General features: G+C 67.2%; 26 protein-coding genes. 15 read left to right on the forward strand and 11 right to left on the reverse strand.

Features of this window, described 5'->3' with window-relative positions:
- The first annotated feature begins 56 nt into the window (after positions 1-56).
- The 6 genes from BCL79_RS01775 to BCL79_RS01800 all read left to right on the forward strand — a co-directional run bounded on the left by BCL79_RS01775 (position 57) and on the right by BCL79_RS01800 (position 7,140).
- Complete coding sequence (locus tag BCL79_RS01775; RefSeq protein WP_343182207.1) at positions 57-1,469, forward strand: MFS transporter; 1,413 nt, start codon at positions 57-59, stop codon at positions 1,467-1,469.
- A 75-nt stretch (positions 1,470-1,544) separates the two neighbouring features.
- Positions 1,545-2,729, forward strand: coding sequence for a hypothetical protein (locus tag BCL79_RS01780; RefSeq protein WP_147433828.1), 1,185 nt, complete (start codon positions 1,545-1,547; stop codon positions 2,727-2,729).
- A 78-nt stretch (positions 2,730-2,807) separates the two neighbouring features.
- Complete coding sequence (locus BCL79_RS01785) at positions 2,808-3,485, forward strand: DUF3348 domain-containing protein (RefSeq protein WP_121036895.1); 678 nt, start codon at positions 2,808-2,810, stop codon at positions 3,483-3,485.
- Positions 3,486-3,495: 10 nt separating this feature from the next.
- Entirely contained in the window at positions 3,496-5,901 is a 2,406-nt protein-coding gene (locus BCL79_RS01790; RefSeq protein ID WP_121036896.1) for a DUF802 domain-containing protein, read from the forward strand.
- Positions 5,898-6,545 (forward strand): OmpA family protein, encoded by a 648-nt coding sequence (locus BCL79_RS01795; protein WP_121036897.1) that lies wholly within the window; start codon positions 5,898-5,900, stop codon positions 6,543-6,545. Before BCL79_RS01790 ends, BCL79_RS01795 begins: the two co-directional genes overlap by 4 nt.
- Positions 6,535-7,140, forward strand: a complete 606-nt coding sequence (locus BCL79_RS01800; RefSeq protein WP_121036898.1) for a DUF2894 domain-containing protein — start codon at positions 6,535-6,537, stop codon at positions 7,138-7,140. Before BCL79_RS01795 ends, BCL79_RS01800 begins: the two co-directional genes overlap by 11 nt.
- Here the strand turns inward: BCL79_RS01800 and BCL79_RS20575 are convergent.
- Positions 7,053-7,370 carry an addiction module antidote protein gene (locus tag BCL79_RS20575; RefSeq protein WP_428999392.1) on the reverse strand — a complete coding sequence of 106 codons (318 nt, stop codon included), beginning with the start codon at positions 7,368-7,370 and terminating at the stop codon, positions 7,053-7,055. The two genes, BCL79_RS01800 and BCL79_RS20575, sit on opposite strands and share 88 nt — an antisense overlap.
- A 219-nt stretch (positions 7,371-7,589) precedes the next feature.
- Between BCL79_RS20575 and mdcA the strand changes: the two genes are divergently transcribed.
- The 9 genes from mdcA to BCL79_RS01850 all read left to right on the forward strand — a co-directional run bounded on the left by mdcA (position 7,590) and on the right by BCL79_RS01850 (position 15,797).
- Positions 7,590-9,233 carry a malonate decarboxylase subunit alpha gene (mdcA, locus tag BCL79_RS01810; RefSeq protein WP_121036900.1) on the forward strand — a complete coding sequence of 548 codons (1,644 nt, stop codon included), beginning with the start codon at positions 7,590-7,592 and terminating at the stop codon, positions 9,231-9,233.
- Between the two features lie 10 nt (positions 9,234-9,243).
- The gene (gene mdcC / locus BCL79_RS01815) at positions 9,244-9,564 is read left to right on the forward strand and encodes a malonate decarboxylase acyl carrier protein (RefSeq protein ID WP_121036901.1); all 321 of its coding nucleotides are present in this window, start codon (positions 9,244-9,246) and stop codon (positions 9,562-9,564) included.
- Positions 9,561-10,457, forward strand: a complete 897-nt coding sequence (locus BCL79_RS01820; RefSeq protein WP_121036902.1) for a biotin-independent malonate decarboxylase subunit beta — start codon at positions 9,561-9,563, stop codon at positions 10,455-10,457. The genes mdcC and BCL79_RS01820 overlap by 4 nt, the downstream gene beginning before the upstream one ends.
- Positions 10,448-11,152: a biotin-independent malonate decarboxylase subunit gamma gene (gene mdcE, locus BCL79_RS01825; protein WP_121036903.1), complete on the forward strand. Its 705-nt coding sequence runs from the start codon at positions 10,448-10,450 to the stop codon at positions 11,150-11,152. The genes BCL79_RS01820 and mdcE overlap by 10 nt, the downstream gene beginning before the upstream one ends.
- A gap of 3 nt (positions 11,153-11,155) precedes the next feature.
- Positions 11,156-11,794, forward strand: a complete 639-nt coding sequence (mdcG, locus tag BCL79_RS01830; protein ID WP_121036904.1) for a malonate decarboxylase holo-[acyl-carrier-protein] synthase — start codon at positions 11,156-11,158, stop codon at positions 11,792-11,794.
- Positions 11,791-12,657 carry a triphosphoribosyl-dephospho-CoA synthase MdcB gene (gene mdcB / locus BCL79_RS01835; RefSeq protein ID WP_121036905.1) on the forward strand — a complete coding sequence of 289 codons (867 nt, stop codon included), beginning with the start codon at positions 11,791-11,793 and terminating at the stop codon, positions 12,655-12,657. Before mdcG ends, mdcB begins: the two co-directional genes overlap by 4 nt.
- Complete coding sequence (gene mdcH / locus BCL79_RS01840) at positions 12,654-13,571, forward strand: malonate decarboxylase subunit epsilon (protein WP_121036906.1); 918 nt, start codon at positions 12,654-12,656, stop codon at positions 13,569-13,571. The genes mdcB and mdcH overlap by 4 nt, the downstream gene beginning before the upstream one ends.
- A gap of 87 nt (positions 13,572-13,658) precedes the next feature.
- Positions 13,659-15,002 carry an SLC13 family permease gene (locus tag BCL79_RS01845; protein ID WP_019184589.1) on the forward strand — a complete coding sequence of 448 codons (1,344 nt, stop codon included), beginning with the start codon at positions 13,659-13,661 and terminating at the stop codon, positions 15,000-15,002.
- A gap of 75 nt (positions 15,003-15,077) precedes the next feature.
- Complete coding sequence (locus BCL79_RS01850; protein WP_121036907.1) at positions 15,078-15,797, forward strand: GntR family transcriptional regulator; 720 nt, start codon at positions 15,078-15,080, stop codon at positions 15,795-15,797.
- Positions 15,798-15,805: 8 nt separating this feature from the next.
- On the opposite strand, the gene BCL79_RS01855 is transcribed toward BCL79_RS01850, so the two are convergent.
- The 10 genes from BCL79_RS01855 to BCL79_RS01900 form a co-directional block, all read right to left on the reverse strand.
- A complete protein-coding gene (locus BCL79_RS01855) occupies positions 15,806-16,051 on the reverse strand; it encodes a hypothetical protein (RefSeq protein WP_121036908.1) in 246 nt (81 codons plus the stop codon).
- 149 nt (positions 16,052-16,200) lie between these two features.
- Positions 16,201-17,115 (reverse strand): fimbrial protein, encoded by a 915-nt coding sequence (locus BCL79_RS20025; protein ID WP_147433829.1) that lies wholly within the window; start codon positions 17,113-17,115, stop codon positions 16,201-16,203.
- 50 nt (positions 17,116-17,165) lie between these two features.
- Positions 17,166-17,906, reverse strand: a complete 741-nt coding sequence (locus BCL79_RS01865) for a fimbrial biogenesis chaperone (protein WP_183073630.1) — start codon at positions 17,904-17,906, stop codon at positions 17,166-17,168.
- Between the two features lie 79 nt (positions 17,907-17,985).
- Entirely contained in the window at positions 17,986-18,504 is a 519-nt protein-coding gene (locus BCL79_RS01870) for a fimbrial protein (protein ID WP_121036911.1), read from the reverse strand.
- A 76-nt stretch (positions 18,505-18,580) separates the two neighbouring features.
- A complete protein-coding gene (locus BCL79_RS01875; RefSeq protein WP_121036912.1) occupies positions 18,581-19,117 on the reverse strand; it encodes a fimbrial protein in 537 nt (178 codons plus the stop codon).
- On the reverse strand, positions 19,114-19,608 hold the full coding sequence (locus tag BCL79_RS01880) for a fimbrial protein (RefSeq protein WP_183073631.1): 495 nt from the start codon (positions 19,606-19,608) through the stop codon (positions 19,114-19,116). The genes BCL79_RS01875 and BCL79_RS01880 overlap by 4 nt, the downstream gene beginning before the upstream one ends.
- 38 nt (positions 19,609-19,646) lie before the next feature.
- The gene (locus BCL79_RS01885) at positions 19,647-20,177 is read right to left on the reverse strand and encodes a hypothetical protein (protein ID WP_121036914.1); all 531 of its coding nucleotides are present in this window, start codon (positions 20,175-20,177) and stop codon (positions 19,647-19,649) included.
- Between the two features lie 7 nt (positions 20,178-20,184).
- Positions 20,185-20,715: a fimbrial protein gene (locus tag BCL79_RS01890; protein ID WP_183073632.1), complete on the reverse strand. Its 531-nt coding sequence runs from the start codon at positions 20,713-20,715 to the stop codon at positions 20,185-20,187.
- A gap of 8 nt (positions 20,716-20,723) precedes the next feature.
- Positions 20,724-21,266: a fimbrial protein gene (locus tag BCL79_RS01895; protein ID WP_183073633.1), complete on the reverse strand. Its 543-nt coding sequence runs from the start codon at positions 21,264-21,266 to the stop codon at positions 20,724-20,726.
- 5 nt (positions 21,267-21,271) lie between these two features.
- Positions 21,272-21,805: a hypothetical protein gene (locus tag BCL79_RS01900; RefSeq protein ID WP_121036917.1), complete on the reverse strand. Its 534-nt coding sequence runs from the start codon at positions 21,803-21,805 to the stop codon at positions 21,272-21,274.
- Positions 21,806-21,807: the final 2 nt, after the last annotated feature.

Genomic DNA, 21,807 nt, shown 5'->3' on the forward strand with positions numbered 1-21,807 from the left:
CTCTGACTCTGGGTCCACCGTAGGCAACCGAGTGTGTGCGCAGTGCATAGGGATGTATGCATCCTGTATGCAGCCCCGCAGGCACGCATCGTTCGCCGCCGCAAGAACGCCGATGCAGGTCGATCCGCCAGCCGTGGCGGTGGTTTGGATTCCGTTTATTGACGCATTTGCCTCTACTGTTCGGATGCCCGGCCTTTCTAGACTGCGCACACGCCTTTTGCCCCCCGCGAAGCGCGTCGCGACAGACAGCACAACGCGCAAGCGAGCGCATCGACGGCGGACGCTGCATCGACAACCCTGCTTCAGGCACATGCGCCATGCACCCCAGATCGACGCCGTTCATCATGCTGGGCACGCTGCTCACCGCCGCGGGCTATGGCGCCACCTTCCTCATCTCGCTATGGTTCCGCGCGCACGGCGGAACCGATATCGATGCTGGCAGCACCCTTGGCATGGCCTTGATCGGCACCCTGATCGGTGTTCCTGCGGTTGGCTGGAGCGCTGGCCGGATCGATGCGGCGCGTCTGGCGGCCCTGGGCGCGTTCACCCTCGCCTGCGGCTATGCCCTGCTGGCCAGTCTCCGCGGATTGGAACCGGCTCACCTGCCTGGGCTGGCTGCGCTGCTGATTGGCCTGGGCTGGGGAATGTTCTATCTAGGTGCGCCTCTCGCCTTGTCCGAGCGGCTGACCGATAGCGCCCGGGGCACTGCCTTCACCCGCTTCAGCGCGTTCCAGATGACGGGTATCTGCGGAAGCCCGATCCTGCTCGCGCTGGCAGTGACACACGGCGGGTTTCCGTTGAGTACTGCATTCATCGGCGTAGCCGTGGGCGGACTGGTGGCCTCACTGCTGCTGGCCGTATTCGCTCTGCGTGAACCGCGTTGCCCACGCGAGGGCGCGCTGCGACCGTGGGTGCGCAGCATCGCCACGCTCGGCAGAAGCGCCGCCATTCGTCCGATTGTGATGGCCGGATTCGGTGGCGCCGTCTTCTCCGGCATGATGGCCTTCCAGGGATCGCTGAGCGAAGGTACACGGGCGAGTGCCACCACCTTTTTTGCGGTTCACGCCGGCACCGCCGTGATAGCACGCTTGTTGCTGGCACGTCTTCTGCCCACATGGTCGCGGACCCCGTTGATCAGCTGTCTGTTGGGCTGCCTGATTGCAGGGCTGGCGTGCCTGCTCTGGGTGCCGGTGCATCCGGCGTTCCAGATTGCCGCCGCTGTCCTCACCGGCGCCGGTTACGGCCTGCTCTATCCGGTGATTCAGACCTGGGCGGTCCACGGAGCGCGCCAGGAAGACCGCCACGCAGCACTGACCTGGTTTGTCGTCGCCTATTTCATCGGCATCTTCGGATTCCCGCCCTTCGGCGGTTGGCTGCTGGTCACCGCCGGCAAGGCCGTGTTCATCTGGGCATTGGTTGCCTTGGCCGCCCTTGAGCTGGCCGTAGCCGTGTTGAAGAGACGCACCTGACTACAACTTCCGGCACCTGCATTCGGCTCTGCACCCTGCCACCCTGTGAAACACAACGTGTGCACAGGAGCCGTAATGAACAGGATGTTGGTCGTGGGTGTGGTGTTGGCAATGCTATCGCTGCCGGCAAGGGGCGCTCCGCCTGAAGCGGCAACCCAGGTGATCGTGCTGGGCGTGGATCATGCCGCACAACTGGTGGCGCGCGAGGATCGGCCGGCGGTGCTGGCGGCGTTCATGGATCGCGCTGCACCCGATGCGATCTGCATAGAGCGATCGCCGGAGGCATTTGCGCGTAACGATTTCTATGAGTTCACCTACGAAGTGCAGGACGTGGTGGTGCCGTTCGCCCGGGAGCGCAACATCGACGTGTGCCCCTTCGACTGGCATCCCTCGACGGAAGACGCGCAACTGGGCTTCGGCATGGACCTGGAGGCGATCCCTGAGATCCGGCCGATCCGGGGCTTCCAACAGTTCCTCACCTTTCCCGAACCGGCGCAATTGCACCGGACCCTTTTCCACGCCGACGATCCGCAGAACGTGGCGCGCTCCACGCAATGGAGCCTCACCCCAGCGACACGTACCGCGCAGGACCTGCCGCGTCGCCTGTTCCTGTATCGCACCTTTTTGCAGGCCAAGCGCATCGCGGCGGCCGCGCGGGCGCATCCAGGCGGCACCGTGGTCGTGGTGGTCGGTGAGTTCCACAAGCGCGACATCGATGCTGTGCTGGCCGATGAGCCCGGCATCGTGGTGGTGCAGCCGTCGAGCCTGGGTGCCCCGAGCGATGCGGATATCCAGCGGCAGGAACTGCCGGCGTACCGCTTCGCGGTCGCCAGCTTCAACCTGCTCGGCAGACAGGCACAGACCGGCAACCGCGACGATGCCTTCCTGCGCGAAACGGTGGACGCCCTCTCCGGCAGCAGCGCTACCGCCGAGCTGCAGTTGCTGGCGACGCGGCTGGACCTGCTGCAGGGCCGCATCAGTCGCGCCGAGGCGATCGGGCGTTACAAACAGATTGCGGCGGCCGCCGGCGAGGCACGATTCACCTGGACCGGGGTGAAGGATGTGCGCCGTCTGGATTCCTGGTTCGACCCCTTCGGTAATCTCAGCGTGCGCCAACGCGCCCGCCTGGAACTGGCGCGCGAATCGATCCTGGCCGGCCGGCCCGCTGAAGCGGACCGGCTCAGGACCGCACTGGGCCGTGAGCTCACCGCCCGCCAGCGCCGGCAACTGGACGGCTATTGGCCCCTGCTGGCGAAGTGAGGGCCCGCCGAGGCTGAACCCCGGGGCCGGGCGGCCACCGGTCATTACGGTGTAAAATTCATCGTTTTAACCGGAACAATGGCCAAAACCGCGCAACGGACGCCTGTCCCGGGCCCGGCCTTCATCCGGCTGCTGGCCCGCCTCGCTGAGAGCAACCTGTCTTCGACGGGCCCTGCCCTGTCAGACCGGCTCAGCGAGTGGGTGGACTGGACGCGGGCGGTGACGTTGTCCAAGGCGCTCGATGGCCGGCTGCCGGCCGCGGTCGAGGGGCCGGACTTCGATGCAGACGAGGACGCGGAATGCCAGCGGATCCGCGCGGCGCTGGAGGCGAGTATTGTTCAGGAACCTGAGCCCACCAAACCGCCTCGCCGGGTGGTTGACGCCGACGGTGCCGACGCCCCCATCGAATACACCGTGTACGGCGAGCGCTATCTCAGCCTGCAGCGCGCCATGCTCAGCGCCACCAGCCGTCTGCGGGGGCGCCTGCGCGACATGCTGACCCGCAGCTCGCCCGAGATGGCGCGCCTGGCCGAGGTGGATGCGCTGATGGAGCAGACCCTGAGTGCGCGGGAGTACAGCCTGCTGGCCAAGGTGCCGGTGCTGCTGAGGGTGCATTTCGAACGCCTGCGCGATAACGGCACCGATGATGCCTGGCTCGAGGTGTTCCGCCGCGACATGCAGAGCCTGCTGCTGGCCGAGCTGGATATCCGTTTTCAACCGATCGAAGGCCTGCTTGCAGCGCTTCGCACCCACTAACCGGGACGTCATGTTCAGAACCAGTCTTCACTACGTTGTTTTCCTGCTTGGCCTTGTTGCGGTGTGCTGGATCGGCGCGGGCTATGCCAGCACCAATCCGGTCGGTTTCGCGGTCGCCCTGCTGATCGCTATCTGCTACCTCGCCGGTGGCCTCGAGCTGTATCGCTACCGGCAGGCGACCGCCTCGCTCACGGCAGCCAGCACCAGTGCGGGCACCGCCAGCGCCGGGCTCGCCACCTGGCTGGGCCAGCTGCATCCCAGCCTGCGCAACGCGGTGCGCCTGCGCGTGGAAGGCGAGCGCGTTGCCCTGCCCGGCCCGGTCCTGACCCCGTACCTGGTCGGGCTGCTGGTGCTGCTGGGCATGCTCGGCACCCTGCTCGGCATGATGGCGACGCTGCGCGGCACCGGACTGGCGCTGGAAAGCGCGACCGACCTGCAGGCCATCCGCGGCTCGCTGGGTGCGCCGGTGGAGGGCCTTGCGGTCGCCTTCGGCACCTCGATCGCCGGTGTCGCCACCTCCGCGATGCTGGGCCTGCTCTCGGCCCTGTGCCGGCGTGAACGTCTGGAAGCGGTGCAGCGGCTGGACGTGGAGATCGCCACCACCCTGCACACGCATTCGCAATCCTGGCAGCGCAATGAAGCCTTCCGTTTGCTGCAGCAACAGGCCGAACTGATGCCGGCGCTGGTGGATCGGCTGCAGGCCATGACCACCGCGATCGAGCAGCAAAGCAGCGCCTCGGGTGACCGCCTGCTGGCTAACCAGCAGCGTTTCCATGCCAAGGCGGACGAGGAATATGCCCGCCTGACTGCGGCCATCGAACAATCGCTCAAGGCCAGCGTCGCCGAGAGCGCACGTGCGGTCGGTGCGGCCTTGCAGCCGGTGATGGACACCACGCTCGCCGGCATCGCGCGTGCCAACGCCACCATGCACGAAACGGTGACCGATGCGGTGCAGCGCCAGTTGGCCGGTTTGACTCAGGGTTTCGATGCCAGCCGTGCCGCCACCGCCGCGTCCTGGCAAGCCGCGCTGGACAGCCAGCAGCAAACCAATACCGCCCTGACCACCGACCTGCGCGCCGCGCTGGACGGGTTCACCGCGCAGCATGATCAACGCGCACTTGGCCTGCTCGATGCGGTCTCCGCGAAGCTGGTCAGCACCGCTGACGGTTGGCAGGCGGCACAGTCCGAACAGCAGCAGACCAATGAAGCCATGGCGACCGAGCTGCGCAGTGCACTGGCCCAGTTCGCCGAGCAGCATGGCGAGCGCTCCAGCGCGTTGCTTGAAGCCGTCTCGACCGAGCTCAACGCGACCGCGCAGCGCTGGCAGGAGGCTCAGGCTGCGCAGCAGCAGACCCATGCCGCGCTGACTGCCGATCTGCGCAGCGCACTGTCCAGCTTCACCGACACACATGACGCCCGGGCCACCGGCCTGATCGACGCGGTCGGCAGCCGCATGGAGGCCACCACCGCGCAGATCGCCGAGGCATGGCAGCACGCCCTCGCGCGCCAGGATGCCGCTGCGACCGCACTGAGCGAGCGCCACCAGCACGCGCTGGATGCCGCCGCCGCGACGCTGCAGGCGCAGGCGGTCTCGCTCGGCGAGGCGATGCAGCACTCACATACCCAGCTGCAGGACGCACTGGAAGCGCGCGATCAACAGCGCCTGAGCGTGTGGACCGATGCCTTCACCGGCATGAGCGCCAGCCTCGGCGAACGCTGGGAGCAGACCGGCGCCAGCGTGGCCAGCCGTCAGCAGGAGATCTGCGACACCCTCGCCCGCACCGCCAACGACATCACCCAGCAGGCCCAGGCGCACGCCAGCGAGACGATCAGCGAAATCTCGCGGCTGGTGCAGGCCGCTTCGGAAGCGCCCAAGGCCGCGGCCGATGTCGTTGCCGAGCTGCGCAGCAAACTCTCCGACAGCCTGGTCCGCGACACCGCCACGCTGGAAGAACGCAGCCGTCTGCTGGCGACCGTGGAAACCCTGCTGGATGCGGTCAACCACGCTGCCAACGAGCAGCGCGTCGCCGTCGATGCACTGGTATCGACCTCGGCCGAACTGCTGGACCGGGTTGGCACCCGCTTCACCGATCACATCGAAGCTGAGACCGGCAAGCTGGGCAGCGTGGCCGCGCAGGTCACCGGCAGCGCGGTGGAAGTCGCGAGCCTGGCCGATGCGCTGGGCAGCGCCGTGCAGTCCTTCGGGACGGCCAGCGACGGCCTCAACGAGCGGTTGGCCCAGATCGCCGCCTCGCTGGACGGCTCGCTGGCACGCAGTGACGAGCAGCTCGCCTACTACGTTGCCCAGGCGCGTGAGGTGATCGACCTCAGCGTGCTCTCGCAGAAGCAGATCATCGATGAGCTGCATCAGCTGGCCGGCCGCCGCAGCAGCAAGGCCGGAGCCGCCTCGGCATGAGCGACGAGATCGAAGTCGAGGCCGACGGAGGTGCGCCGATCTGGGCCGCGTTCGGCGACCTGATGTCGGTGCTGCTCGGTGCGTTCGTGCTGATCCTGGTCGGCGTGGTCGCGCTGCAGCTGGAGCTGACCCATCGCCTGGATGAAGAGGTCAAGCAGCGCCAGGCCGAAGTGCAGCGCCGCCAGACGCTGGAGCAGGCCTTGGCCGGCCCGCTCGCGGCCGGGCGTGTGACGCTGGTGGATGGCCGCATCGGCATCCGCGGCAATGTGCTGTTCGCGTTGAACTCGGACCAGCTGCAGCCGGAAGGTGCCGACGTCCTCAAGAGTCTGGCCGGGCCGTTGAAAGGCTATCTGGCCTCGCGCGAGGAAATCCTCATGGTCAGCGGCTTCACCGACGACCAGCAGGTGCGCGACGGCAACTGGCGTTTCGCCGACAACTGGGAACTCTCCGCCGAGCGTGCACTGACCGTGACCCGTACCCTCATCGCCGAGGGCGTGCCGTCCGATGCGGTGTTTGCCGCGGCGTTTGGCTCGGAGCAGCCGGTGAGTTCCAACGCCGACGAAGACGGCCGCGCCAAGAACCGCCGCGTCGAAATCGCCCCGATCCCGAAACCCAAGGCGAGCAAGGCCGCGGATGCCCCGTAACCCTGTCGCAACCGCTGAGATTCTCGAGAACTGGCGGGCGGACAAGCTCGACCAGATCGACCGCACGCGCTTTGCCGTGATCGAGGCGTTGCATGCCCGCGCGCAGGCGCATGACGGCGAGGTGCAGGCGCTGTTGCAGGCCAGGCTGGATGCGTTGATGGCGAGCTATAGGGAGCGGATTGCCCAGGCATCGACAGCGGTGCGATCCGCGCCGGGCCCGTCAGCCGGGCGCATCGGCCTGCAGGCGCTGGTCACGGAACTGACCGGGCAGCACAGTGCTGCGTATCCGGAATTGCCGGTGCTGGGCGAGGTCCGTGCGACGTGGGCCAGGCTTCGCAATGCCAGCCAGCTCAAGGAATCACTGGCCCAGATGCCCACCAATGGTGGGCCGTTGAACTCCGGTGTACTGGTCCATCGCGCGCTGACGCTGATGAAAGAGACCTCGCCCGGCTACCTGACGCATTTCATGGCGTACCTGGACGCGCTGTCGGGCATGGAACACCTGCATCAGTGGGGCGTGCTCGTGGCAACCCCGAAGGTGGTGCCGCGGGGGGCGAAGCCGCGGCGGCCGCGTGCGGGTAAGGCGCCTAGCTGATCGTCAGGGTCACGCGACAGACCCGCATCACGCGCCACTTTACTCATGCCTTGCGCGCGCGCGATCTCCCCAAGCGCCTTGGCGATGAACGCCGCATCGCCGTCACTTTCGATGATGCAAGCATCGAGATACGCCGCCATCTCGTCGGGTGTTCGCAGGTGCTCGGCCACATCAAATGTCTCCAAGCGCGTTTTCTTGTTCATTGCCATGGCATCTGTACTCCGAACCATTCGGGGCTATTGTCTTTTGTAGCCCACCGGCTACAACTCGTCCAAGCGCCCTGGGTAGGGTCCGCGCGGGCGCTCGGTCAACACGCATTTTGAACGAGGCAGGCATTCAACGCTGCAAACATGAATACGCCGTTCCAGCAATCTCATTCCAGCCCCCTTGCCCCCGCCAATCTTGGATGGTAGTTTCGTAATTACAGCGTAATTATGTAGAGGCAGCAGATGGCTCGAGACTGGAACACGCTTGCGGACCGCCGCCAGGCACGGCTGCAGCGGGCCACCGATGCCGGCCTTGGGCGCCTGGTGCCGCATGCCGAGGTCCCACAGCTCCTGCACACCGTGCTGGAACCCGGCGACCGGGTCTGCCTGGAGGGCAACAACCAGAAGCAAGCCGATTTCCTGGCCGAGTGCCTGGCCCAGCTCGATCCGGCGCAGGTCCACGGCCTGCACATGGTCCAGTCCGTGCTGTCCCTGCCCTCGCACCTGGATGTCTTCGAGCGCGGCATCGCCCAGCGCCTGGACTTCTCGTTCTCCGGCCCGCAGAGCGGCCGGCTCGCCAATCTGGTTGCCGAAGGCCGGATCGAGATCGGGGCGATCCACACCTATCTCGAACTGTTCGGCCGCTACTTCATCGATCTGACCCCGCAGGTCGCGCTGATCGCCGCCCAGGCCGCCGACCGTCACGGCAATCTCTACACCGGCCCCAACACCGAAGACACCCCCGTGATCGTCGAGGCCACCGCGTTCCGTGGCGGCATCGTGATCGCGCAGGTCAACGAAATCGTCGACACCCTCCCCCGCGTCGATATCCCGGCCGATTGGGTCAACTTCGTCACCGAGGCGCCGCGCCCGAACTACATCGAGCCGCTGTTCACCCGCGACCCGGCACAGATCTCCGAGATCCATGTGCTGATGGCGATGATGGCCATCAAGGGCATCTACGCCGAGTACGGTGTGCAGCGCCTCAACCACGGCATCGGCTTCGATACCGCCGCGATCGAGCTGCTGCTGCCGACCTATGCCGAATCGCTGGGCCTGAAGGGCAAGATCGGCACGCACTGGGCGCTCAATCCGCACCCCGCGCTGATCCCGGCGATCGAATCCGGCTTCGTGCAGTCGGTGCACTCGTTCGGCTCGGAGCTGGGCATGGAGCGCTACATCGAAGCGCGCTCGGATGTGTTCTTCACCGGCAGCGACGGCAGCATGCGCTCCAACCGCGCGTTCTCGCAGACCGCCGGGCTGTACGCCTGCGACATGTTCATCGGTTCCACCCTGCAGATCGATCTGCAGGGCAACAGTTCCACCGCTACCCGCGACCGCATCGCCGGCTTCGGCGGCGCGCCCAACATGGGCTCGGATGCCCGCGGTCGCCGCCATGCCAGCCCGGCCTGGCTGAAGGCGGGCCAGGAAGCGGCACTGCCCGGTCAGATGCCGCGCGGTCGCAAGCTGGTGGTGCAGATGGTGGAGACGTTCCGCGAGCACATGGCGCCGGCCTTCGTCGACCGTCTTGATGCCTGGGAGCTGGCCGAGCGCGCCAAGATGCCGCTGCCGCCGGTGATGATCTACGGCGATGACGTCACCCACGTGCTGACCGAAGAAGGCATCGCCAATCTGCTGCTGTGTCGCAGCCCTGAGGAACGCGAACAGGCGATCCGCGGCGTGGCCGGCTACACCGCGGTCGGCCTGGGCCGTGACCGCGCGATGGTCGAGAACCTGCGCGACCGCGGCATCATCCGCCGCCCCGAAGACCTCGGCATCCGCACCCGCGATGCCAGCCGCGATCTGCTCGCCGCGCGCTCGGTCAAGGATCTCGTGCGTTGGTCCGGTGGGTTGTACAACCCGCCCAAACGCTTCCGCAACTGGTAAGGGGCACGCCATGGAAACCCTGCGTTATCGCTTCCCCGGGCAGCACGATCTCACCGAGCGCGATCACCACGCGCTGGTCGGCGTGGTCGCCTCGGGCAATCTGGAAGTGCTGATCGAACCCACCCCACTGGACGGCGCAATGGAGATCGAGGTGATCACCTCGGCCACCGGCTTCGACACCATCTGGCAGGCCGTGCTGGCCGATTTTGCCGCCCGCCACCCGCTGCGCAATGTGCGGTTGTCGATCAACGATGCCGGTGCGACCCCGGCGGTGGTCAGCCTGCGGTTGCAGCAGGCGCTGGAAACTCTGCAGGAAGGAGACGCCGCGTGAGCAGTCACAGCTTTTACGAGGCCGATGCCCGCGAGCGTATCCACGGCCTGCTCGATGCCGGCAGCTTCAGCGAGTTCGTCGGCCCGGCCCGCCGCATCATCAGCCCGCACCTGGCCCAGCTGGATCAGCCGGGCGCGTTCGATGACGGCATCGTGGTCGGCACGGGCAGTTTGGACGGTCGCAGCGTGCTGATCGCCGCGCAGCAGGGCCAATTCATGGGCGGCGGCGTGGGCGAAGTGCACGGCGCCAAGCTCACCGGCCTGCTGGAGCGTGCCGTTGCGGTGCGTCCAGAGGCGGTGCTGCTGCTGCTCGACAGTGGTGGCGTGCGCCTGCATGAGGCCAACGCCGGCCTGATCGCCATTTCCGAAATCATGCGTGCGGTGCTGGCCACGCGCGCCGCCGGGATTCCGGTGTTCGCGCTGATCGGCAGCGGCAACGGTGCGTTCGGTGGCATGGGTATCGTCGCCCGCTGCTGCACGGCGGTAGTGATGTCCGAAGAGGGTCGTCTCTCGCTGTCCGGCCCGGAAGTGATCGAGACCGTGCGCGGCGTGGAGGAGTTCGACTCGCGCGACCGCGCCCTGGTCTGGCGCGTGACCGGGGGTAAACACCGCTACCTGATCGGCGACGCCGTGCAGCTGGTGCCCGACAGCATCGAGGCATTCGGTGATGCCGCAACGGCGCTGATAGCCGCACACGTCGAGCCGCAGGATCCGCTGGACGCGATTGATCAGGCGCACGCCCGGCTTGCTGCGCGAATCACCACCTATGGCGGCTGCCGCGATGGCCTGGAGGTCTGGCGTCTGCAGGGCATTGCCGATGCCGAGCAGCTGCCGCTGCTGGAGACCGCTGACTTCCTTGACGCCGTCAAGGACCGGAGCCTGCCATGGAACTGACTTCCCTGCTCGATGCCCTGTTCCCGCTAGGCCACGCGGTCACCCGCAAGGACGATGTGCTGGGCGGCACCGCCACCACCGCCGCCGGCGAGGTCACTGTGATCGGCACCGCCAACAAGCTGGAGGTGGGCGTCGATCACGCACTGGCGCTGGCCGCCACCGTGCTGGCCAGCACCCGCGCATATCCGCAGCGGCCGATCGTGATGCTGGTGGACACCGCCGGTCAGCGCCTGGCGCGCCGCGATGAAATGCTCGGCATCAACAGTTACTTCGCGCACCTGGCGCGCACGTTGGATCTGGCCCGCCGCCGCGGCGCGCCACTGGTCAGCCTGGTGTATGGCGAGTCCGTGAGCGGCGGCTTCCTGTCGTTCGGGCTGATGGCTGATCGCATCTTCGCCCTGCCCGAAGCGCAGGTGCGGGTGATGGATCTGCGCGCGATGGCCCGCGTCACCAAACAACCGCTGGAAAAACTGCAGGCACTGAGCCAAAGCTCGCCGGTGTTCGCGCCGGGGGTGGAGAACTACGTCAGCATGGGCGCCGTGGAGGCCATCTGGGAGGGCGACCTCGCGCAGGCGCTGGTGGATGCGCTGCAGGCGCAGGTCATCGGCGATCAACGCCGCGAACGGGGCGCCGAGCGCGGTGGCCGCCGGTTGGCACGCGATGTCGCCGCTGCCGTGGCCGCAGGGGAGGCCTGAACCATGCGCCGCCACGACCTGGTCTGGCTTGCTCCGCAGGCACCGTGGCAGGTGCTGACCCCGGGCGCGGATGCGCGCCTGCGGGCGTGGGCCGAAGCACGCTTGCCCTTCGTCGTGGCGCGACGCGATCCGGTCACTGATGGCGATCAGCTGCGGCTGGGTGTGCCGTTGCCCTTGGCCGAGCGGCGCCAGCGGCTGTCGCTGCGGATCGAACGCACCCACGTGCAGCGCACCGCGCCGCCGCCGTTGCTGCCCGAGGTCGCCGAAGCACTGGCCGCCCCCTGGCGCGATGCGCTGCCTCCCTTGCTGGCCGACCTGCCCGAGCCCACCCCACCGCCCCGCGTGTTCGGCAGCTTCGCCTGGCAAAGCCTGACCGGCCTGCCGTATCTGCACGCCGGCTCCGATCTGGACCTGCTGTGGCAGATCACCGAGCACACGCACGCCGCGGCGCTCACCGAACGCATGCGCCGCTGGGAACGCGAGCACGGCCTGCGCATCGATGGCGAGCTGCGTTTCCCCGGCGGGCGATGCGTAAGCTGGCGCGAGTACGCCGGCGGTGCCGCCCGCCTCCTCGTCAAATCGGATGACGCCTGCTGGTTGTCCACACGCGATGCCCTGCTCACGCAGCCGGTGGCCGCATGAACGCCGTGCCGCACCCCGCCCCGTTGCCACCGCCCTCCCCCACGGCGGCTGCGCATCGGCTGGCCCGGATGGCGATCACCAGCCTGCATGCCGAACTGGCCTGCGCCCCCAAACCCGGGTTGGTCACACCGTGGAGCCGCGGCAGCCACGATGACATGGACGCGGCCACCTTCCTGCGCAGCCTGTTCGCGCTGCGTGGCTATTTCGTGGCGGTCGCCGCCGCCGGTGCGCGCAACGTGCCGTTCGATGATCTGCGCATGCTCGGCATCGAGGCGGAAGCCTCAATGCTGCGGGCGACGGGTGGCATCAACACCCATCGCGGCGCGATCTTCAGTCTCGGCCTGCTGGTCGCCGCGTCCGCACGTCTGCGTCATGTCGAGCATGCTGCGCCCCAAGGCACTGCGGTCTGTCATGCGGTGCGCGGGCACTGGGCGTCCGCGCTGCTCGCCGCGCCGTTGAACAGCACCAGCCCTGGCCAGCGCGCCCGCCAGCGGCATGGCGTGCCCGGCGTGCGCGAACAGGCGGCGCAGGGATTCCCGCTGCTGCGCGAGGTGGCCCTGCCCACCCTGCAGGCCACCCTGCGCGCCACCGATGACCGGCAGGCCGCGATGGTGCAGACACTGATGTCGCTCGTCGCGGTCACTACCGATCTCAACCTCCTGCATCGCGGCGGCGAACGCGGGCTGGCTTTTGCACAGCAGCAGGCACGTCGCTTCCTTGCCGAGGGCGGCGCACTCGAGGCCGGCTGGCGGGCACGGCTCGGGGCGGTGTGCGACGCGTTCGAAGCGCGTCGACTCAGCCCGGGCGGCAGCGCCGATCTGCTGGCCTGCGCGTGGTTCCTGCACCTGCAGGAGCGCGCATGAGCCTGGTCCTGCTCTGCCCCGGTCAAGGCGGCCAGCATCCGGATATGTTCAAGCGGGTGCGCGCGAATGCGCAGGCGCAGCCGGTGCTCGATCTGGCCAGCACGCTGCTCGGCGCACCCGTCGCACAGATGGCGGCCGATGCGTCGCGCTTCCACAACGCAGTGGCCCAGCCGCTGGTCTGCGCCGCGGCGCTGGCACATTGGGCGGCGTTGCAGACGCAGCTGCCGGCCATCACCGCCGTCGCCGGCTACAGCGCTGGCGAGCTGGCCGCGCACGCGGTGGCGGGCAGCTTCGACACGGCCACCTGTCTGGCGCTGTCGCGTGAGCGCGCCCGGTTGATGGACGCTGCAGCGCCGGTCGATGCCGGCTTGCTGGCGGTGATCGGGCTGGACGAGGCTCACATCGCACATCTGTGCGCGGCGCACGGGGTGTTCCTGGCCATCGTCAACGGGCCCGACCACGTGGTCGTTGGCGGCCTGCGGCCTGCGCTGGAGGCCGTCGCCGCCGACGTGGCTGCCCACGGTGCCCGCACCGTCCCGCTGCCAGTGGATGTGCCCGCGCATACCCCGTTGCTGGCCGCAGCGGCGCAGGGCTTTGAGAAGCCGTTGCGCGCACTGCCACTGCACGCCCCCCATCTGCGCCTGCTGGCCGGCATCGACGGCCGCCTGGTCAGCGATGTTGGGCGTGTCGTGAGCACCTTGTCGGCGCAGATCGCCCAGTCCGTGCAGTGGCAGACCGTGCTGCAGCAGGCGGTCGAGCGCGGTGGGCGCGTATTTCTGGAACTGGGCCCGGGCGCGGCGTTGAGCCGTCGTGCACGCGAGCTGCATCCGCAGCTCGAGGCGCGTTCCGTGGAGGATTTCCAGACGCTGGAGGGCGTTCTGGAGTGGGTGGACGGTGCATGCGCGCGCGCATGAAGGTCTGCCGGTAACCGCAGCACCACGTAACCCCGGATGGCGGGTCGCCATCATGCTGCACGCGTATCAAGTGTCTCGGGAGGGCGCATGAGTCCGCAAATCGCAACGATCATCGGCTTGGTGATCATGTTCATCGTGGCCACCGCGCTGCCCATCAACATGGGTGCGGTGGCCTTCGCGCTGGCCTTCATCATCGGCGGCCTGTTCGTCGGGATGGAGGGCAAGGAGGTGTTGGCCGGCTTCCCGGGCGACCTGTTCCTGACCCTGGTCGGCATCACCTACCTGTTCGCCATCGCACAGAAGAACGGCACCATCGATCTGCTTGTGCATTGGGCAGTCAAGGCCGTGCGCGGGCACATCGTGGCCATCCCGTGGGTGATGTTCGTGGTCACCGCGGTGCTGACCGCCTTCGGCGCGCTCGGCCCGGCCGCGGTGGCGATCATCGGTCCGGTCGCGCTGCGCTTTGCCAAGCAGTACAAGATCAACCCGCTGATGATGGGCCTGCTGGTGATCCATGGCGCGCAGGCCGGTGGCTTCTCGCCGATCAGCGTGTATGGCGGCATCACCAACCAGGTGGTGCAGAAGGCCGGCCTGGAAGTCACGGAAATGGCCGTGTTCCTGACCAGCCTGGGCTTCAACCTGCTGATGGGCATCATCTGCTTCTTCGCCTTTGGCGGGCTGGCGCTGATGCGTCGCGCACCGACGGCGACCGAACCGCTGGTCGCCGGCAGCCAGGCCTCCTCACGCCAGTTTGCGATCGAAGGTCACGGTGCCCTGGTCTCGGCCGGTGGTGGCACGCTCTCCAATGATCCGGACGCGCTGGATGACGTGCGCATCAACCGTGAGCGCGTGTTCACCCTGATCGGCCTGCTGGGCCTGGGCATCGCCGCACTGGTCTACAACCTCAACGTCGGCCTGGTCTCGATCACCGTCGCGGTGGTGCTGGCCCTGCTCTCGCCGAACTCACAGAAGGGCGCGGTGGATGGCATCAGCTGGTCGACCGTGCTGCTGATCAGCGGCGTGGTCACCTACGTGGCCGTGCTGCAGCAGGCCGGCGCGGTGGATTACATCGGGCATGGCGTGGGGGCGATCGGCATCCCCCTGCTGGGTGCGCTGCTGGTCTGCTATGTCGGCGGCATCGTGTCGGCGTTCGCGTCCTCGGCGGCGGTGCTGGGCGCCACGATTCCCCTGGCCGTGCCGTTCCTGATGCAGGGGCATCTGAGCGCTGCGGGGGTGATCTGCGCCTTGGCGATCTCCTCCACCGTAGTGGACGTGAGCCCGTTCTCCACCAACGGCGCGTTGGTGGTGGCCTCGGCCGCGAAGGAAGAGCGCGAAGCGCTGTTCCGCCGCTTCCTGGTCTACAGCGGGCTGGTCGTCGCCTTCGGCCCGCTGCTGGCGTGGCTGCTGTTCGTGGTACCGGGCTGGATGTGACCCCATGGCGGGCCTGCTCCGGCAGGCCCGCCCTGACCCGTTAGAATGCTGCACACCTGCACAAGAACTCCTGCCATGCCCCTGGCTCCTGGTCCCCGTCTGTCGAAGAAACGCGTGCCGCTCTATGAAGAGGTCGCCGAGCAGCTGCGCCAGAAGATCTACGACTACGAACTGCCGCCGGGTGAATGGATCGATGAGCCGATGCTCGCCGAGGAACTGGGCATCAGCCGTACCCCGTTGCGCGAGAGCCTGAAACTGCTGGCCGCCGAAGGGCTGGTCCAGCTCGATGCCGGCCGCGGCAGCCGCGTCACCCGGCTCACCCTGGAAGACCTCAACCAGCTGTTTCCGGTGATGGCGATGCTGGAAGGCCGTTGCGTGCATGAAGCGGTCAAGCGTATCGATGCGGACGGCGTGGCGCAGCTGCAGGCCCTGCATGACGCGATGGAGGTCGCCGCCGCCGCGGGCGATCTTGCCGAGTACTACCGCAACAATTACCTGATCCATGAAAGCCTGCAGAACCACGCGGGCAACCCGTGGTTGATCCGGGTGACGCACGATCTGCATCGCATCCTCAAGATGCACCGCGGCCGGCAACTGCTGACCCCGGGCCGCATGGCCCAGTCACTGGCCGAGCATCGCGCACTGATGGAATGCATCCGCAACCGCGATGCCGAAGCCGCCGAGCAGAGGATGAACCGGCATCTGCTCAGCCAGGGCGAAGCGCTGGCGGCCTATGTCGCCGCGGGCGGCCAGTTGAACGTGCCTGCGCCGTTGCCGCGCCACGGCGGAATCTGAGGCGCCGCCTAGGCGAGCTCCACGGTCAATCGGGTCAAGGATTGCCCCAGCAGATGCAGCCGGATCTGATCCAGGCTGGTGAAGTAGCAGACGGTCTCAGTCCCGGCCAGGCGATAGATGCCGCGCTTGCCGCCGAGCAACACGAACTTTTCCTGGTCCACCAGGTACTGGGCGACCGGCGGCACGCCCTGTGCCTTGAGTCCATCGATATCGATGGGTTCAAGTGCGTCGAGATCCTGCAGTGCTGTGGTCATGGGTGGGGGAAGCGTCTTGATGGGAGCTCCAGCTTAGGAGGCGGGTAAGCAGCAGCGCGTGGAATCATCGTGAGGATGATGCGAGTGCGTTGCGGCGGCGTCATGGCTCGGATAGGTCTACTCGCTGTCAGGTCACATCACGCCCCCCACTACGGATAGTCCATCGTCAGCGTCACCGCGCTGGCGATCGTGCCCGGGGTCAATGCGCCCGTGCGGATGTAACGCACGGCAAAATCCAACGGCGCGGTTACGTTGGCGGCCGTCTTGGCCTGCGTCCAGCTCGATCCCATGTTCTGCACCACGTAAGTGCCCGAGGCATTCTTGCGCAACAGCTGAAGCTGCAGCCCTTTGCTGGTGGTGCTGCCCGGGATCGCCGCCAGCAGGTTGCTCGTGCTTCCCGTGGTGTGGGCATCGCGCAGGGTAAACCGCACATTGGTGGTCATGGTGACCGCCCCCGTGCAGGTCAGCGGCATGATGAACCCCGCATTGGCAGTGACCGTACTGTTCACTGCCCCCAGGTCCGTCGCGCGCACGTCCGCCAAAGGCGGAGCATGATTGGCCAGGCGGCAGAACCCCGGCAGCATGCCGAAGGTAAAGTCGGTCCGGAACGTGCTGGCGTCAACGCTGGGGCAACCGGAATACGCATTGACTTCGCAGATCCACACCGAGATGTTGGGCGCTCGATTGTCGTGAGTAACCGTGGTGCCATTACGCCGGATGACCTCGAATGCCACCGAATAGGTCCCTGACGAGGGTGCGCTCATGATGTCTGTGGTGCCCAGAGGCCTGAGGACGCCGTTCACCCGAACCCGCACGCCGAACACATTGGCACTGTATGTATTGTAATGGGCCAGGGTGGCCGCATCCGTGGACCCGGCCGACATCGTGAGGTGAATACGGATCCCCTTGGAGCACCCTGAGAACGTAAAACTGGTGCCGTTGCTGGTCGATACCGTCTGGCCAATCGCCGGTAAAGGCACGTTGGTGGGCGCGGCGAGCGCTCTTACCCCGGGGTTGCTCGCATTGCAATCCGCCCACGCTGGCGCGCTCAGCACCAGCAGCACACTGGCGGCCAGCCAGCTGCGCCATCGCAGGCCTGCCGCGGCCCACCTGCTCACTGCGCCAGCGCCGCCGACGCGCTCAGGTGCCCACCAAAATCGTCGATCCAGTCGAACTGCACGGCCTGCCCTGCGCCCGGCGCCTTGTCCAGCGCCATGCGCAGCGAACTGCCCGGCGCAATCATGCCCGGCTCGGTCACGCTGGCACCGCCCACCGAGGCCGTCGCAAGCGAGACGTGATAGCGGCTGGGGTTGTGCGCCTCAAGGTACTCACCATCGGCATCGCGCCCTCTGCTCCACCGCAGGTTGGCGGCCGCCTCGCGCGGCTTGCCCTCCAGGCCCACGGGGCGATAGAACAGTTTGATGCGGCTGCGCACGGCCAGCTGCAGCAGATTCTCATCCGGCGCGGCCTCGCGGCGCGGGGGAATCTCCAGCACGTTGAAATAGAACACCGACTCACGGTCCGTCGGCAGCTCCGGCATCGCCTGCGGCGTATGCAGCAGCCGCAGCGACTGGCCCTGCCGCGGTTCTATGCGCGCCAGCGGCGGGGTCAGCACGAACGGTACCCGGATCTCGCTGGCCTTGGCGTCGGCGTCACCCGCATCGATCCAGGCCTGCACCATGGCGGGCGCATCGTCCTGGTTGTTGAGCTGGATGGTGCGGTCCTTATCGTTGGCATCAAAGATGATGCGGGTGCCGACAATCACCACGCCGGCATGGGCGTGGGGAACGATGGCCATGGATGCGCCGGCCATCAAGGCAGCGGCCAACAGCGGGCGGAAAGAAAAGCGATGCATGAGGAAACTCCAGTCAGGCCCGGCCTGGCCGGGCGCCCGCCTCGCCGGAGCCGCAGCTGCGGCCCCGGGCTGCGTGGGATCAGGGATAGGCAACCGTGAAGGTGGCATTGGATTTGGCGGTGCCCGCACCGGCCGCGCCGCCAACGGCAACGTAGACCGCGGTGTAGTCCAGCTTCACCGCACCGGTGGTGATCGGCACGAACGAATCGGCGGTCGGCAGGCCATTGATGATCTGGCGGGTGCCGGCGGCGTTGTCGATACCGATCTGCACATTCTTGGCGGTGCTGGCGGCAGTCAGGCGCAGGTTGCCGGTGGCGTTGTCCCCAAGCGTGGGGCTCTCAAAGCGCACCGCCACCGTGCCGGTGGGCGCCGCGCCCGGGCAGGTGAGCGTGATCGGCATCGAGGCGCGGCCGGTCTCATTGCCGGCGGCCGACAGCGCCGATACATCCAGCTTGCCGAACTTGACGTCCACCTTCGCCGCCGCCGTGACGGTGCAGGTACTGGCCACCAGCTCGCCGTCGAAATCGATGGTGTTGGCCGAGGCCAGCGCGGGCAGCAGCAGGGCGGCGCACAGCAGGGCGGTCATGGGTCGTTTCATGGGAAATTCCTTTGAAGTGGGCTTGAGGGATATGCAGTGGTCCGGCCTGCTCAAGCGACAGATCGGCGCGTAGGTTTCAGTCGTAGGTCACCACGACCGTGGCGGCGCTTTTGAAGCTGCCGTGCTGGAGGGGGCTGCCGTTGTGCCGATAGAAGTAGCTGCGGCCCTGATATGTCGCCGCGCCGCTGGCCACCGCCAGGCTGGCGTGGTGGCCGGCGGCCGGCATCACGGCCTCCGAGCCCTGCTCCACCAGGTGCAGACTCACGCCGGTGGCAGTACCGTGGTTGGCGTATTGCGGCTGACCGGCGGCATGCGGGGGGCCGGCAAACACCAGCGCGACCCGGCGCACGCCGCGGCAATTGACCAGGCGGAACTCCCAGTCCAGTGCCGTGGCGGCCACCACCCCGGTGGCCGCCCCGATCACGTGCAACTGCACCCTGGGCAGGTCCACCCGTTTGGCCTGGTCCTCGGTGTGTACCTCACACGTGCCGGGACGCACGCTGCCGGCCAGATCGACCACACCGTCGGCAAACGCAGGCCACGGCAGGAGGATCACGCACAGCGCGATCGCACTGCCGCGCTGCGGTGCTGCGCTGGCGCGCGTGCGACTCATTGGTAATCGACAGTCACGGTGAAGGTGCTGCTGATGTCACCCGCAGTGACCTCACCCGTGCCGACCTTGGTGTACTGCGCGCACAACGCTTCGGTATGGGTACCGGTGAAGGTGCGGGTGAGCGTGCTGCCCGGCGCCACGGTGGTACCGGTGGCCGAGCACGCGCCCTGCTGCAGCCAGATGCCGGTATTGGGAGCAGCGCCGGTGGTCAGTTTGTTGCGGAAGATCGTGGCATTCGGTGCAGGTGCTGCATCGGCGGCGGCGCCGAAGGTGAGGCGCGCACCTTTGACGCCGCTGCAGGCCGTCAGCGCCAGCGAGAACGGCGTGTAGCTGTCCGCCACCCCACCGCCGGCCGTGGCCGGAAACTTGTCGGCACTCACCGCGGGCATGGTGTGGGTCGGATTGTTGAGGGTGCAGGTACCCGGGCGAACGGTCCCGGTCAGGCTGACGTTCTGTGCGTGCACGGGAGCCAGCAGGAGCCCGGACGCCATGATCGCAATGCAGGCAGGAAATCGCATGATGGAAGGCCTCAGCGGTAAGTGATGGTGACGGTGAAATTGGTGGACAGCGGGCCCATCGACACCAGGCCGCCGGCGATCTTCACGTACTGGGCGCACAGATAGAGCTGGTACGTGGCACCCGTGAAGTTCCTGGTGATGGCCGCGCCCGGGGCAACGGTGGTGCCGCTGGCGCAGCGGCCGGTACCCTCCTTGATCCAGTAGCCGGTGAACGGCGCGCCATTGGTGGCCTTGTTCCGGAACACATTGGCCTGGGTGCTGGCATCGGCCACCGCCCCCATCTGGAACGTCGCCCCGGTAACACCCGAGCAACCGGTCAAGGCGATCTCGAAATTGGTGTAGCTGGCAGCGGCGGCGCCGGTGTTTCCTGCTACCTGGGGGAAGACATTGGCACCCACTGCGGGAATGGTCTTGCTCACCGCAGCCGCCGTGCAGGTACCTGCCTGGATGCTCCCATTGAGATCAACGCGCACGGTGCTCTGCGCCGCGGCCAACGGGCAGGCGCACAGGGCCAGTAGCGGAAGGCAGTTGAGAAGGTTCATCCCGGTCTCATTGATAGGTGATCGTGACGATGAAGCTGGTGCTGGCCGGGCCCTGCGTGACCAGGCCACCAGCGGACTTGTAGTACTGAGCGCACAGCGGAAACGAATAGGTTGCTGTGGTGAAGGTCTTCGTGACGGCTTGCGCAGGCTGATAGGTCGGCCCCGCGCTGCAGCTGCCGCGCAACCAGATGGCGATGTAGGGCGATCCACCAGCGCCTTTATTGCGGAAGCTGTCGCGCTCGGTGGCGTGACGGTCCGCATCGGTGCCGAAGACGAACGTCGCGCCGGTGACGGACGAGCAGGCCGTCAGATTGATCGTGAAATCGGTATAGCTGGCCGCGGCCCCCCCCTTGCCGGCGGCGGTCTGCGGGAAAGCATTCACGCCCACGGCGGGCATGTTCTTCGACACGGCCGTCGCGGTGCACGTACCGGCCAGGAGCGTGCCGTTGAGATCGATGCGCGCCCTCGAAATCTCCTGTGCCGCCGCCGGCAGCGGCGCCGCGAGCAGCACGGTGACCAGCGCCTTGGCGAGGGTCATGCGCGCCCTCATTGGTAGGTGATCGTGACGGTGAAGCGGGTGCTGATCGCACCCCGCGTGACCACGCCGCCGGCAAGCTTGACGTACAGCGCGCACAGCGGCACCTCGTGGGTCGACCCACTGATGGTTTCGTTGCGCGTACTGGCGGGCGCGATGGTTCCGCCAGTGGCGCAATCGGTGGTGGGCCGCAGCCAGATAGCCGCGTACGGTGCGGCATCCGCCGTAGCCTTGTTCCGGAACATCGACGCGCGGGATGGCTCTGCATCTGCGGCTGTCCCGAACACCAGCGTTGCGCCGGTCACTCCTGCACAACCGGTCAATGTGAGATTGAACGGTAGCCAGCTGGCGGAATTGCTGTTCTCGCTTGCGGGATTGTTGTTGAACGTGTTCGCCATGACGGTTGGAAAGCGTTCATTGACCGCCGCCACCGTGCAGGTGCCCGGCTGGATCCGGCCCGTAAGCGCGACGTTGGATGTGCCGGTGCTCTGCGCACGCGCAGGCAGCACGCTCACCAGCATCAGCAACGGCAGGAAGCACACTATGCGCATCATGACCCTCATCGGTAGGTAATCGTCACGGTGAAATCGGTGCTGATGCCGCCCTGGGTCACCAGGCCGCCGCGGTACTTGGCATACTGCGCACACAGCAACAGCTCGTACTCCGGCGTGGAGAAATCACGGGAGAACGGCGCGCCGGGCGTGATCGTGCTTGAGGACGCGCAGGTGCCCGCCTTCAGCCAGATGGCGGCAAACGGCGCTGCATCCGCCGCCTTGTTCCGGAACAGATTGCTATGCGTTGGCTCGCCATCGGCAGGGGTGCCCATCACGAATTCCGCGCCCAGCACACCCGCACAGCGGGTAAGAGAAAGTGCGAACGCCGTGTAGCTGGATGGGACACCAGCGGTTCCCTCTGCGCTCTGCGGAAAGACGTTGGCCGTCACCTCAGGCAACGTCCTGGCCACAGAGCCCACCGCGCACGTACCGGCCTCGATCTGCCCGCCCATGGCGAAGCTGGCGGTGCCCCCCGCCTGGGCCAGCGCGGCTCCGGGCAGCACCAGGCCGAGCAGCAGTAACGGATGCAGACTTGCCATGG

Origin of the sequence: Stenotrophomonas rhizophila (genome assembly GCF_003651185.1) — a bacterium.
Lineage (GTDB): Bacteria > Pseudomonadota > Gammaproteobacteria > Xanthomonadales > Xanthomonadaceae > Stenotrophomonas > Stenotrophomonas maltophilia_Z.

Coding starts and splice junctions, on each gene's coding strand:
- BCL79_RS01775 (WP_343182207.1), top strand. CDS start 57: ATGCATCCTGTATGCAGCCCCGCAGGCACGCATCGTTCGCCGCCGCAA.
- BCL79_RS01780 (WP_147433828.1), top strand. CDS start 1,545: ATGAACAGGATGTTGGTCGTGGGTGTGGTGTTGGCAATGCTATCGCTG.
- BCL79_RS01785 (WP_121036895.1), top strand. CDS start 2,808: ATGGCCAAAACCGCGCAACGGACGCCTGTCCCGGGCCCGGCCTTCATC.
- BCL79_RS01790 (WP_121036896.1), top strand. CDS start 3,496: ATGTTCAGAACCAGTCTTCACTACGTTGTTTTCCTGCTTGGCCTTGTT.
- BCL79_RS01795 (WP_121036897.1), top strand. CDS start 5,898: ATGAGCGACGAGATCGAAGTCGAGGCCGACGGAGGTGCGCCGATCTGG.
- BCL79_RS01800 (WP_121036898.1), top strand. CDS start 6,535: ATGCCCCGTAACCCTGTCGCAACCGCTGAGATTCTCGAGAACTGGCGG.
- BCL79_RS20575 (WP_428999392.1), bottom strand. CDS start 7,370: ATGGTTCGGAGTACAGATGCCATGGCAATGAACAAGAAAACGCGCTTG.
- mdcA (WP_121036900.1), top strand. CDS start 7,590: ATGGCTCGAGACTGGAACACGCTTGCGGACCGCCGCCAGGCACGGCTG.
- mdcC (WP_121036901.1), top strand. CDS start 9,244: ATGGAAACCCTGCGTTATCGCTTCCCCGGGCAGCACGATCTCACCGAG.
- mdcE (WP_121036903.1), top strand. CDS start 10,448: ATGGAACTGACTTCCCTGCTCGATGCCCTGTTCCCGCTAGGCCACGCG.
- mdcG (WP_121036904.1), top strand. CDS start 11,156: ATGCGCCGCCACGACCTGGTCTGGCTTGCTCCGCAGGCACCGTGGCAG.
- mdcB (WP_121036905.1), top strand. CDS start 11,791: ATGAACGCCGTGCCGCACCCCGCCCCGTTGCCACCGCCCTCCCCCACG.
- mdcH (WP_121036906.1), top strand. CDS start 12,654: ATGAGCCTGGTCCTGCTCTGCCCCGGTCAAGGCGGCCAGCATCCGGAT.
- BCL79_RS01845 (WP_019184589.1), top strand. CDS start 13,659: ATGAGTCCGCAAATCGCAACGATCATCGGCTTGGTGATCATGTTCATC.
- BCL79_RS01850 (WP_121036907.1), top strand. CDS start 15,078: ATGCCCCTGGCTCCTGGTCCCCGTCTGTCGAAGAAACGCGTGCCGCTC.
- BCL79_RS01855 (WP_121036908.1), bottom strand. CDS start 16,051: ATGACCACAGCACTGCAGGATCTCGACGCACTTGAACCCATCGATATC.
- BCL79_RS01865 (WP_183073630.1), bottom strand. CDS start 17,906: ATGCATCGCTTTTCTTTCCGCCCGCTGTTGGCCGCTGCCTTGATGGCC.
- BCL79_RS01870 (WP_121036911.1), bottom strand. CDS start 18,504: ATGAAACGACCCATGACCGCCCTGCTGTGCGCCGCCCTGCTGCTGCCC.
- BCL79_RS01875 (WP_121036912.1), bottom strand. CDS start 19,117: ATGAGTCGCACGCGCGCCAGCGCAGCACCGCAGCGCGGCAGTGCGATC.
- BCL79_RS01880 (WP_183073631.1), bottom strand. CDS start 19,608: ATGGCGTCCGGGCTCCTGCTGGCTCCCGTGCACGCACAGAACGTCAGC.
- BCL79_RS01885 (WP_121036914.1), bottom strand. CDS start 20,177: ATGAACCTTCTCAACTGCCTTCCGCTACTGGCCCTGTGCGCCTGCCCG.
- BCL79_RS01890 (WP_183073632.1), bottom strand. CDS start 20,715: ATGACCCTCGCCAAGGCGCTGGTCACCGTGCTGCTCGCGGCGCCGCTG.
- BCL79_RS01895 (WP_183073633.1), bottom strand. CDS start 21,266: ATGATGCGCATAGTGTGCTTCCTGCCGTTGCTGATGCTGGTGAGCGTG.
- BCL79_RS01900 (WP_121036917.1), bottom strand. CDS start 21,805: ATGGCAAGTCTGCATCCGTTACTGCTGCTCGGCCTGGTGCTGCCCGGA.